Origin of the sequence: Pseudotamlana haliotis (genome assembly GCF_008806375.1) — a bacterium.
Classification (GTDB): Bacteria; Bacteroidota; Bacteroidia; order Flavobacteriales; family Flavobacteriaceae; genus Pseudotamlana; species Pseudotamlana haliotis.
In genome coordinates this window covers 1-11785 of record NZ_WAAT01000026.1, presented here as the reverse complement: position 1 = coordinate 11785, position 11785 = coordinate 1, and the positions used below count along the sequence as shown (strand labels likewise).

The 11785-nt window shown below is 31.3% G+C and carries 10 protein-coding genes; all 10 read left to right on the top strand.

From position 1 onward, the window contains the following. Positions 1 to 20: 20 nt before the first annotated feature. The 10 genes from F6U93_RS03970 to F6U93_RS03925 all read left to right on the top strand — a co-directional run bounded on the left by F6U93_RS03970 (position 21) and on the right by F6U93_RS03925 (position 11455). Entirely contained in the window at positions 21 to 563 is a 543-nt protein-coding gene (locus F6U93_RS03970; protein ID WP_150937062.1) for an SH3 domain-containing protein, read from the top strand. 6 nt (positions 564 to 569) lie between these two features. After that, on the top strand, positions 570 to 2174 hold the full coding sequence (locus F6U93_RS03965) for a hypothetical protein (RefSeq protein WP_150937060.1): 1605 nt from the start codon (positions 570 to 572) through the stop codon (positions 2172 to 2174). Between the two features lie 11 nt (positions 2175 to 2185). Further along, entirely contained in the window at positions 2186 to 2554 is a 369-nt protein-coding gene (locus F6U93_RS03960) for a hypothetical protein (protein WP_150937058.1), read from the top strand. 9 nt (positions 2555 to 2563) lie between these two features. Then, positions 2564 to 5056: an Hsp70 family protein gene (locus F6U93_RS03955; protein WP_150937056.1), complete on the top strand. Its 2493-nt coding sequence runs from the start codon at positions 2564 to 2566 to the stop codon at positions 5054 to 5056. Continuing rightward, positions 5053 to 5520, top strand: coding sequence for a TerB family tellurite resistance protein (locus F6U93_RS03950; RefSeq protein ID WP_150937053.1), 468 nt, complete (start codon positions 5053 to 5055; stop codon positions 5518 to 5520). The genes F6U93_RS03955 and F6U93_RS03950 overlap by 4 nt, the downstream gene beginning before the upstream one ends. Beyond that, positions 5492 to 5803 carry a DUF6804 family protein gene (locus F6U93_RS03945; protein WP_150937051.1) on the top strand — a complete coding sequence of 104 codons (312 nt, stop codon included), beginning with the start codon at positions 5492 to 5494 and terminating at the stop codon, positions 5801 to 5803. Before F6U93_RS03950 ends, F6U93_RS03945 begins: the two co-directional genes overlap by 29 nt. Before the next feature lie 273 nt (positions 5804 to 6076). Beyond that, positions 6077 to 6586: a hypothetical protein gene (locus F6U93_RS03940; RefSeq protein ID WP_150937049.1), complete on the top strand. Its 510-nt coding sequence runs from the start codon at positions 6077 to 6079 to the stop codon at positions 6584 to 6586. A gap of 368 nt (positions 6587 to 6954) precedes the next feature. Further along, a complete protein-coding gene (locus F6U93_RS03935; protein ID WP_150937047.1) occupies positions 6955 to 7155 on the top strand; it encodes a helix-turn-helix domain-containing protein in 201 nt (66 codons plus the stop codon). Between the two features lies 1 nt (position 7156). After that, a complete protein-coding gene (locus F6U93_RS03930) occupies positions 7157 to 8812 on the top strand; it encodes a site-specific DNA-methyltransferase (RefSeq protein WP_150937046.1) in 1656 nt (551 codons plus the stop codon). A 3-nt stretch (positions 8813 to 8815) separates the two neighbouring features. After that, the gene (locus F6U93_RS03925; RefSeq protein WP_150937043.1) at positions 8816 to 11455 is read left to right on the top strand and encodes a DEAD/DEAH box helicase; all 2640 of its coding nucleotides are present in this window, start codon (positions 8816 to 8818) and stop codon (positions 11453 to 11455) included. Positions 11456 to 11785 lie beyond the last annotated feature (330 nt).

The window sequence follows — 11785 nt, the reverse complement described above, 5'->3', positions numbered from 1 at the left end:
AATTGAAAAAAAAAGAACGAATGAAAAAAACATTACTTATTACATTATTCCTACTGACAAGTATGGTTAGTTTTAGTCAATCCTACCTTGGGTGGATTACCAAACAGGTAAATTTTAGAGAAGGACCGAGTACAGAGTATTCTGTGGTAAAATCTCTGAAACCCGGAACACAAATATTTATAGTTTCAACTAATGCTGAAAATAACTATCTCAACATTATTGATATTGAAACAAACAAAGAGGGTTATGTCCATAAATCATACATCAAGCTTGGAGATATTGTCGAAAAAAATGAAAGTGGAATATTTACACCAAGTGGTAAATCAACAACATATAAGCCTGAAATTGAAATCTACAACAACACGGATATAACTCTAACGCTAAAACTAAATTCCAAATTATTTACATTTAATCCACACGAAAAACAAACAATATCGCTTTCGCCAGGAACTTACAGTTATCGAGCATCTGCACCAGGAGTGATTCCTAATATTGGAACGGAGAATATGGAAAGTAATATGAATTATAGTTGGCAATTTTATATAGTAACTGAAAGAAGATAAAGACTTATGATATACATAAATCCTATTGAGATACTTGAACTAAAAGACAAAGAAGTCAACGAAATAGATTCAAGTATTATAAAAAAATCCAAGCGAAGACTATTTGCCGACATAGATTTATCCGACAACGGATTCTATGAATACAACGGACAGAAACTAACAAAATCTGATTGTGAAAGAGCGATAGAAGAATTAGAAGATAAAAACAAAATCGAATTTTATTCGCACTTATCGACCAATATAGAACTCAATAAATTTTTGGCAAATGGAAGTAACGAACTTTTAAACAGTCTTAAACAAGAGAGCATTTACAAGTTACCAGAATTTGTAGATTTCATAAGTCCTTTCTTTTCAGCAAAAATTGACCACATATTATTAAAGTCATTTCAAAACAAGGATTTAGAATTATTTTCTTCGGCTCTTCGAGCCGAATATCTTATTTCTAAAAGGGATTTGAATAAAGCTTATAAGAGTTTAGGCAACGAAATTCAACAAAGAATTGCGGAAACCGATAAACTAACAAAGGAAATTAAGGAAGAAGAATCTGATTATACAGATGACGACATTGATACTGTTATTAAGGTTATAAAAAAAAGGTTTCCGAGTGAATTTCTCAATAAACTGCCTTTATATTTCCAAAGTCAAATAAACAAAATCGCAGCATCGATAAATTTCTTGCAACTGAATATTTGGAATGAATTTAATACTACTTCTGTTCCTCTTTCACTTTTAGAATATTTGCTCGAATTAAATATTGAAAGTGTTTCAAAACCAACTTTTGAAAAAAACTACAATATTGTAAAGAAAAAACACGAAGAAAGAATTGAGCAAGAAAAGAATGCACCATTAATTAAAGAATGGGCGAAAATTCTAATTGCAATTCAAAGCAAAGTTGATGATGTAGAAAATGAAACATTAAAAGCAAATGATGCTTTATCTTTTGTAAAATCTTCATTTGATTTAAACGAACTTAACAACTTGCCTTCTTTTGCTAACGAAATTAGAACGCAGATTGGTTATTCTATTCGAAGTATGTCTATTGCGAGTTGGAATAAACAAAGTGATATTAAGAATGCTTTGGCTTTAATTAATTATTCATTAAGAATTAACGTTAATGAATCTGCCAAATCAAAATTTCAACAAGACAAAAACGAACTTGAAGAATTAGAGAAAAAATACAAAGGTGTTCTTGTTTGCCATTTTTGTGAAACCAACGCACCTGATAACGGTTGTGAAATTAACACTACTATTTATAAAGAAACAAGTAGAAGTTATATTCCAAGAAGAGTTCAATTTTCATATTCAGATGTAACAATTCCAAGATGTCGCAGTTGCAAAGAAATTCACTCAAAGGGAAGTAACAACTATTATCTTGTCTTTTTTGCATTGCTAATTTTAGGGGCAATTATTGGTGGAGCAACAGAAGGAGAACACTTTATTATTGGCGGAATTATTGGAGCTGTTGCAGGTTGGATTGTCGGTAAAGTTATAGAAGGAAACCAAGTTAAAAAAGGTGGAATAAAAGACTCTTCAGAATCTACATTATCGAGACACCCATTATTAATAGAACGCATTAAAGGAGGTTGGACATTTTCCAAACCAAGTGCATAAAAAATACATAAATGTTAGAACCAAATTTTAAACAGTACAAACCATATTTTGAGTTATTAGACCAACTTTTTGAAATAGAAAGAAAACTTGAAAATATTGAGGAATTGAATAGTATAGCAAGAAACCTGAATAAAATGAAAGATATATTTGAAACAAATTTGTTTTCAAGTTCAACAAGTTCAGAAATAGGTTTTACTTATCATAATCCAATTGGAGAATCTTACAATGAAACTCGATTAGATTTAGAAGCGAGTATCGCAGGTAATTCAACCGAAAATTTAATAATCAAAGAAGTAATCAAACCAATCATACGATACAAAAGTGGCGGAAGCACTTTAATTGCACGAAAAGGTGTAGTTGTCGTTGAATCAAAAAAATAAAAATATAGAATGGAAAACACAATTAACATTGGAATAGATTTAGGAACTACCAATTCCGCCATTGCAAAATTTGTAAAAGGAGACGTAATTGTTTTCAATAACCCTTTAGATTATGGTCGCTCAACTTTGCCATCAGTTGTTTATTACAAAAAAGACAGAATTGTCGTTGGCAACAAAGCAAAAGAATATTTGGAAAGAGACCCAAAAAATGTTGTAGGTCTATTTAAACGTAAAATGGGAACGTCTGAAAGTTTTCAAATAAAATCATTAAACGAATCTAAAACACCAGTTGACCTTTCGGCACAAGTACTAAAAGAGCTAAAAACATTCGTAAATACAGGAGATACATTGGAATCTGTTGTAATTACAATTCCAGCTTCCTTTGACTCAATTCAGTCGAATGCAACAAAAGAAGCAGGGAAACAAGCAGGTTTTAAGCAAGTTGTACTACTACAAGAACCTATTGCAGCAAGTTTGGCTTATGCTAATATGAAAAAATCGAAAGAACTTACAGACGGTAATTGGCTTGTTTACGATTTAGGAGGTGGAACTTTTGATGTTGCTTTAGTCAGAATCAAAGATGGAGAAATGAAAGTTGTTGACCACGAAGGCGATAATTTTTTAGGTGGTTCAGATTTTGACCGTTTGATTGTAGAAAAATTAATCATTCCCAAAATTTCAGAACAATACACTTTTGAAGATTTGGAAAATCAGATGAAAAGTGCAACAGGAAAATACAATGCTAAATATTACTCGCTTTTAAACCAAGCAGAAGAAGCTAAAATTAGACTATCAGCAGTTTCATCAGCAGAAATTATTGTGGAGCGAATGGAAGATGAAGAAGGAAATGAAGTTGATATGGAAATCACGATTACCAAATCCGAATTTAACGACCTAATCAAAGAATCTATAGATGGTACTATTGAAATGATAAAAACCATTTTAACCAGAAATTCTTTGACATCAAATGATATTCAATTTAATTTGATGGTTGGCGGTTCTACATTTATCCCTTTTGTAAGACAACGTGTTGAAGAAGTATTGCAAATACCTGCAAACTGTGAAATTGACCCAACAACTGCTGTATCAGTTGGAGCAGCTTATTATGCTGCAACAAAACAAAAAGAAGTATCAAAGGATAAAGCAGAGAAAAAGCAAACTGCAATTTCTATAAAAGCAAGTTATAATAAAGCTTCAAAGGAAACTGACGAACTTTTTGCTGCAAGAATAAAAGGGAATACCGAAGGGCTATTTTATAAAATTGTTCGTCAAGATGGTGGATTTGATTCAGGTTTAAAAGAACTTTCAGAAAGAATAAACGAAGATTTACCATTGGTTGAAAACACATATAATTTTTTCACATTGACAGTCTATGATAGCCAAAACAATGTTGTTGAAACTAATATTGAACCTATTGGAATCAATAGTGGCTTTGGAATAAGTGGGCAACCGCTTCCAGAAGATATTTGTTTAGAAGTTGATGACTACGACAATCCAGGTCATACAAGATTAGCTTTAATTTTTGAACGTAATTCCGTTCTTCCAACAAAAAGAACTTTAACTTTTCCAATTAACAAACCAATTTTAAAAGGCAATGAATCTGACAGACTTTGGATAAACGTTTATGAAGGACCACAAACATCATTGCCAGAAGCCAATAAACTTATTGGTGTTATAGAAATTTCAGGCAAACAAGTTTCAAGAGATATTGCTAAAGGCTCTGACCTTGAAATTACAATTATGATTTCTGAAAGTAGAGACGTTACTGTTTCAGGTTACTTAAATATGTCTGACCAAGAGTTTAAAAATGTATTCAACCCAAAAGAAAGAGACACAAACATTACTCTACTAAAAGGACAAGTAACAGAATTATCATCCAAACTTGATGAAGAAATTGAGTTAGCTACTGAAAAAGAAGATTACGAAACCGCAGGTGCCTTATCTAAAGTTAAAAAGGAAATGGAAGCTGTTGAAGATGAAGCTGAAAGCCTTACTGATGATGACGTAACGGACAAACGGTACCAATTAGAAGATAAGAAAAGAAAAATTGCACAAAAAATTGATAGTGCAACAAAAAACAAACGCCTTCAAAAAGCAACCGACCATTATTACGAAACTAAAGCGGAATGTGAAGAACTTATTGATAATTCGGGAAATGACCACGAACGTAAAACATTTAACGATATAGTTTCTCAAGAAAGTGCTTTTATGGCAACTAAAAGCCCTTTGAAAATTCAAGAAAAATCGGATGAGCTACATAGTATTATAGGTCAAATCAGATGGAGAACACCAGACTTCCTAAAAGGAATTTTTGCTCATTTACAAAGTGACCAATCAAAAATGAATGACCAATCCCAAGCCAAAAGTCTTGTTGATGCAGGTAATTTTGCTATCGAAAGCCAAAATTGGGATAGATTGAGAGAAATAAACTTTGGACTACTTGATTTATTACCAAGAGGTTCTAAAGAAGATATAACAACTAAAATCGGATTTGGATTATGAAAACAGAAGCATTTCAAAATTTGTTATTAAAATCGGCTATTTCTGTAATGGCTTGTGATGGTTCAATTGATGAGTCTGAAATTGCAGAAATTAAGAATATGGCTGATAACGAAATTTATTTTATGGGTTACGATATTGAAGAACCTTTTAAAACAAGTTTAAGCTATATTAAACAAAACGGAAAGAAAGCAATTAACGAATATCTGAACGAGTTAAACCAATTAAATCTAAACGAAAAGCAAGAGCTTTTATTAATTGAAGTTTTAATTCGAACTATTGAATCAGATAATAAAATTGAAGATAGCGAAGTGAAATTTCTTCAAATGGTAAAATCGAAATTAGGTATTTCAGAGGAAACAATTATTACACAATTTCCAAAACAAATGAAATACTTGATTGACTTTCAAAACTATGGTTTACACGAAGAATTTACAGATGAAATTGAGTTTACAGCCGATAATTAAAATAATCCTTGCGATTTTATTTTTTCTGTGTTTATTGGATATGCCTTATGGGTTTTATCAATTTGTTCGGTTTGTAGCATTAATCGGATTTGGAATTTTGACTTATAAGGCGAATGAAGAAAACAGGAATACCGAAATGATCATTTACGGTGGGCTTGCATTACTCTTTCAACCGTTTTTTAAAATAGCACTTGGAAGGGTAATGTGGAACATTGTAGACGTGATTGTCGGAATTGGACTTATTGCAAGTTTATTTATGAATAGAACAAAAAGCCAACGCTAAAAGCCATACACATTTGCAATTCGCACCGGCTAACGCTACGCCAAAAATTGCAAAAGAGTATGTCTTGCCAACGCACACTTCCGAACAAGTAATAAAACTTCGGAAAACCAAGCAGGACGTGGAAAGCCAGCTTACAACAATGTATAAAAATAATAGCGGTTTTATCGCTAAAACAAAAGTAAGTAAATTTAAATAAGGTCTGTGTTTAACCGAACAGTTAGTGCATTTTAATCCGCTACTATTCTTATACTAGACCGTTGTAGCCAATTTAAGATGAAACTATTAATTATATTTTTATTATTGACTATAAAAATTTTTTCCCAAACGGAATCAAATACTTGCTTTGAAAAACTTAAAACGAACATAAATAATAATAAAGCGGAATTAATAGGTAAAAAAATTGACTATATTTTTAGAGTTTTGAATTGTGATATAAAAGGTATTGATTTGACTGAATGCCCTCCATCTAATTTTAAAAGCAATGGATGTGGAATACCAGCAATGGAAAGTATGAAAGTTAAATCAATCTTATTATTCTTTAATCCTCGTGAATCAATAACAGTGGAAGATATTTTGAAACCTATTGAAATAATAACAAAAAAGGATAGTTTGAAAAATAATTTGATTGTTGAGATTTTTATAAAAGAATCAGACAATTACCCGTATTTTGATAAATTAAGTGAATATGAGATTTCCCCTTTAGAAGGTGATAATTGGAATAATTTTATTATGTCAAAATTGATAACTGATAATTATTATGTAAAAGATATAGTGATAAAATAAAAACTGGCTACAACACCGTATAAAAAACATAGGGCGTTTGTGTTTAACCGAATGTTCTGTGCATATTAACAAAGTCCGCTAAATATAAAATATGACGTTTATAGTATAAAAGATAAAAGTAATATTTTATATTTAGCTAAGTAATAAACCGAAACGAAAGTGCTTATCAACTGCCCTACGTTTCTTATACATAAACGTTAGCCACAAGCTCTGAAAAGCCACCGCACAGTCAAGCACATTTTATTTTGCTCGTGCCTCACAAAATAAAAAGAGCTTGCCTTTTCCCACCACCACCCGAAAATATTTTGATTTAATACACTATTTTTTGAGATATAAATGTAAATTAGTGGATTGAAAAAACATCTGAAATGAACCGAATTAAGGAAGTATTGGAACAGAAAGGAATTAAACAAACTTGGTTGGCTGAAAAACTAGGCAAAAGCTATAATATGGTAAATGCTTATGCTCAAAACAGACAACAACCAAGATTGGAAACCTTAATGGATATTGCCAATATTTTAGATGTGGACGTGAAAGAATTAATAATATCTAATAAAGACCAACAATAATATGCCAACACTCAATTGGATAGGAAAAGACAAAGTTATAAGTCATCATCAAAATGTTCCTTATAGAGTTTTGGAACACAAATACGGTTTTACCGCTAAAGAAGGAGAACAAACAGAACCAACTCACAGCGGAAACAAAATAATTCACGGAGATAATCTGGAAGCTTTAAAAAGTCTTTTACCAGAATACGAAGGGAAAATAAAGTGTATATATATCGACCCACCTTACAACACAGGGAATGAAAGTTGGGTTTACAACGATAATGTTAATCATCCAAAAATAAAAAAATGGCTTGGAGAAGTTGTAGGTAAAGATGGAGAAGACTTAACAAGACACGACAAATGGTTGTGTATGATGTATCCAAGGTTACAGTTATTACATAAACTTTTGGCAGTTGATGGAGTTATATTCATTTCGATTGATGATAATGAGCAAGCCAATTTAAAACTTCTGTGTGATGAGATATTTGGTAAAAACAATTTTATTGCAGAATCAATTGTTCAATCAAATTCTGCTAAAAATAATGCAAAATACATTTCGGTTACACACGAGTATATGTTTATTTATGCAAAGAATATATCACAAGTTAAATCAAACTGGAATGTAAAGAAATCTAATGTTGACGAATTTGTTAAACGTACAAATCAATTAATTAAATCAAGTTTAACCCAAGATGAAATAAAAAAAGAATTAAGACAATTAACAAAATATCCAAGGTTTTTTGATTTTGACCATTATCTATACGTTGATAAAAAAGGCCCATTTCGAGCTAGTGACTTAACCGCACCAAATAGTACTAAATTTTTTGACATCATACATCCAGATACTAAAAGACCGTGTAAAACTGGAACTAGAGGATGGGGAAGAAATGAAGAACAAATATTAGAATTAATAAAGGAGGATAAAATTTTATTTGGAAAAGATGAAAGTGTTATGCCTCAATTAAAAAACCATCTAGTCGATAATATAAATCAAACACCAAAATCTGTTTTATTTTTTGACACACAAACTACTACTAAATGGATAAAGGCTAATAATTTTAAATTTAATTTCCCAAAGCCGATTGAGTTGATTGAATATGTTCTAGAAATTGATAATAATAAGGATTCAATAATACTTGATTCATTTGCAGGTTCAGGTACGACTGCACACGCAGTTTTAAACCTTAATAAACAAGATGGAGGAAACAGAAAATTTATATTGGTCGAGATGGAAGATTACGCAAATTCCGTTACTTCTGAAAGAGTTAAATTAGTAACGAAAGGTTACGGAAAAGGCAATAAAAGGGTTGAGGGGACTGATGGAGCATTTGACTTTTACGAATTGGGGTTACCTCTTTTTGATGAAAATCACAATTTAAACGAACAAGTAGACATAGAAAAAATTCGAGAATATATTTGGTTTTCTGAAACAAGAACACAGTTTAAAGAAACAAAGGATAAGAATTACTTTTTAGGCAAAAAAGACGGTTCGGCTTATTACTTCATCTACGAAAAAAATAATTTAACAACATTGGATTTTGATGCTTTAGAACTTGTAAAAACCAAAGGAGAACAATATGTTATTTATGCAGACAACTGCTTGTTACCAAAAGAATTTATGGCGAAAAATAACATCATTTTCAAAAAAATACCAAGAGATATTACAAGATTTTAAATTATGGAATTAAAAAGCTACCAACAAAAAGTAATAAACAATCTTGAAGAATATTTGAAATATGTTCAAGTGCATAAAAATGTATCTACTGCATTTAATCAATATTGGGAAGATAAAATTGGACCTTACAATCCTATCGATAATACAGGAATGCAACCGTACAAAAATAACATTCCAAAATCAGCTCACGTTTGTATAAAAGTACCAACAGCTGGCGGAAAAACTTTTATTGCTGTAAATGCTTTGCATTCAATTTTCTCAGCTTACGACATAAGTAAAACAAAAGCTGTTATTTGGTTAGTTCCTTGGAGTAATTTATTACAACAAACCGTAAATGCTCTATCAAATCCAGAGCATCCATACCGACAAAAACTAAATGCACTTTTTAATCACAAAGTTGAGATTTACCAAAAAGAAGATTTGCTACAAGGATCAAATTTTAATCCAACAGTTGTAAAAGAGCAATTAAATATTTTTGTTTTAAGTTTTGCCAGTTTAAGAGCAAGAAACAAAGAAGACAGAAAAGTATATCAAGAAAACGGACAGTTAGAATCTTTTGTTCCACAATACGCAAATAGAAAACATCTTTTGGATGATGTTGACGACACAGCTTTAATCAATGTAATTAGAAGTTTACATCCTGTTTTAGTTGTTGACGAAAGCCACAATGCAGAAAGTGATTTGAGCGTAGATATGCTTAAAAACTTAAATCCATCTTTCATTTTAGATTTAACTGCAACACCAAAAGACAATAGTAATATTGTGAGTTTAGTTCCTGCAATAGAGCTAAAAAAGGAACATATGGTTAAACTTCCTGTAATCGTTTACAACAATCACGATAAAACAGAAGTAATAAACAATGCTTTGCATTTGCAACGAAAATTGGAAATTCTTGCAAAAAAGGAAGAAGCTGATGGAGGAAAATATATTCGACCAATTGTTTTGTTTCAAGCACAGCCAAAAACAAAAAACGACAACACGACATTTGAGAAATTAAAAGAACAATTACTTGGTTTAGGAATCTCAGAAAATCAAATTAAAATAAAGACAGCGAATATTGATGAACTTAAAAGCATTCCTGATTTACAAAGTAAAGATTGTGAAGTTCGTTACATCATAACAATAAACGCATTAAAAGAAGGTTGGGATTGTCCTTTTGCATACATTTTAGCTTCTTTGGCTGACAAATCGAGTGCAGTAGATGTTGAGCAAATTTTAGGTCGTGTACTTCGTCAACCTTACGTTCAAAAACATAAAGCGTTTCAATTAAACCTTTCTTATGTGTTAACAGCTTCGGCAAAATTTAATGACACGTTACAAAGTATTGTTGAAGGTTTAAAAGCATCGGGATTTAGTGGAAATGAACACAGAGTTTCAGATAAAATGACAGACGAAGAAAAGGAAACAGAAGTTGTAAATCCTGTTGAATCTTTTCTATTTCCAGAGCAACAAAAAGAAACGGAAGAAGAAACAATTGATAAAAAGCGTATTTCTTTCGACCCAAATGCAAGTGAAGAGGAAATTGAAAATAATCCTTTCAATAAAGAAATGGAATCAATTTCTAAAGAAGAAAATAATGAATTAGAACAGCAAATAAAGGAACAGGAAAAACAACCTGTTGACGAAAATATTTTTCAAGAAATGGGAGATAAAGTTAAACGCTATCGAGTTAAAGAAGCAAATAAAGAAATTATTGATAAAATAGATTTTCCTCAATTTTTTTTAAAAGTAATAGCAAGCGACATTTTTGGAACTGACCAAGAATTGTTAAACAGAGAATCTTTATTGAAAGATTTCAAACTTTCTGATGAAGATATAAAAATCGACTTTGACAAAATATCATCTGATTTATACAAAGTTGATTTAACAGAAACTGTAAAAGACAATTATACGCCAGATTGGGTAAAAATTGAAGAAAGTCAAGTGAAAGACCCAATTGCAGAATACATTTTGGCAAAACCAAAGGATGCACAAATCAGCGATATTACGCATCAAATAATGCAGATTATTGGAAATATGTATCCAATTCCAGACCAAGAAATTAAAGTCTATGTTGGTAGAATATTAAACAGAATGAACGCAGAACAAATGCGTGATATTTTAGTTAGAAAATGGAGTTATACCGACAAAATAAAGGCACATATTAGAAAATTATCAGATGCTTATGCAGAAACTACATTTATGGATTTAATTAAATCAAAGCGAATAACTGCAAAAGAAAACTGGAAATTAGCAAAGGAAATTGTTCCTGGAAATGTTGGTTCTTCAATCGGAAATTCATTGTATGAAAAAGAAGGGACAATGAATAATTTTGAGGAAAGAGTTATAATGGAAATCGGAACCTCTTCAAATATTGCTTTTTGGCATAGAAATTTAGAAAGAGGAAAAGGATTTTTTATAAACGGATTTAAAGCCAATCATTATCCTGACTTTATTTTGCAAACAAAATCTGGAAAAACAATACTAATAGAAACGAAAGGAGACCATTTGGACGGTTCTGACAGCGAAGGAAAGTGCAGACTCGGAAACGAATGGGAAAGACAAGCTGGAAACGACTTTTCATATTTTATGGTTTTTGACAAGAAAGAAGTTAATGGAGCATTTACATTGGACAAAGCAAAGGAATTGATAAGTGGAATGTAAAAGCCAACGCTAGTGCAAGCACATTTAAAGTTTGCTCGTGCCTCACAAATTTAAAAGAGTTTTCACGCCAACGCTAGCAAGTTTGCGGAATAAAGCCAGTGGCTAACAACGTGTATAAAACATAGCTATTATAGGCTTTCCGAAAGGTTTTTGTATATTTACAAAGTACGCCAAATTTTTTATTTGGTTATATTTATAAAAGAAAATTAAACATAAAAATAAAAAATTCGGCTCGTGCTAAATCCGAAAAGTTAGCGTTTATTTATACGCTACGTTTCATACACAAGACCGTTGTCTGCTATTTCCCAATCGGATCGGACATTTTTTTCG

Bases quoted from the DNA above. Each gene is read 5' to 3' on its own strand.
- F6U93_RS03930 (WP_150937046.1), top strand. From the start codon at position 7,157: ATGCCAACACTCAATTGGATAGGAAAAGACAAAGTTATAAGTCATCAT.
- F6U93_RS03965 (WP_150937060.1), top strand. From the start codon at position 570: ATGATATACATAAATCCTATTGAGATACTTGAACTAAAAGACAAAGAA.
- F6U93_RS03935 (WP_150937047.1), top strand. From the start codon at position 6,955: ATGAACCGAATTAAGGAAGTATTGGAACAGAAAGGAATTAAACAAACT.
- F6U93_RS03960 (WP_150937058.1), top strand. From the start codon at position 2,186: ATGTTAGAACCAAATTTTAAACAGTACAAACCATATTTTGAGTTATTA.
- F6U93_RS03970 (WP_150937062.1), top strand. From the start codon at position 21: ATGAAAAAAACATTACTTATTACATTATTCCTACTGACAAGTATGGTT.
- F6U93_RS03940 (WP_150937049.1), top strand. From the start codon at position 6,077: ATGAAACTATTAATTATATTTTTATTATTGACTATAAAAATTTTTTCC.
- F6U93_RS03945 (WP_150937051.1), top strand. From the start codon at position 5,492: ATGAAATTGAGTTTACAGCCGATAATTAAAATAATCCTTGCGATTTTA.
- F6U93_RS03950 (WP_150937053.1), top strand. From the start codon at position 5,053: ATGAAAACAGAAGCATTTCAAAATTTGTTATTAAAATCGGCTATTTCT.
- F6U93_RS03955 (WP_150937056.1), top strand. From the start codon at position 2,564: ATGGAAAACACAATTAACATTGGAATAGATTTAGGAACTACCAATTCC.
- F6U93_RS03925 (WP_150937043.1), top strand. From the start codon at position 8,816: ATGGAATTAAAAAGCTACCAACAAAAAGTAATAAACAATCTTGAAGAA.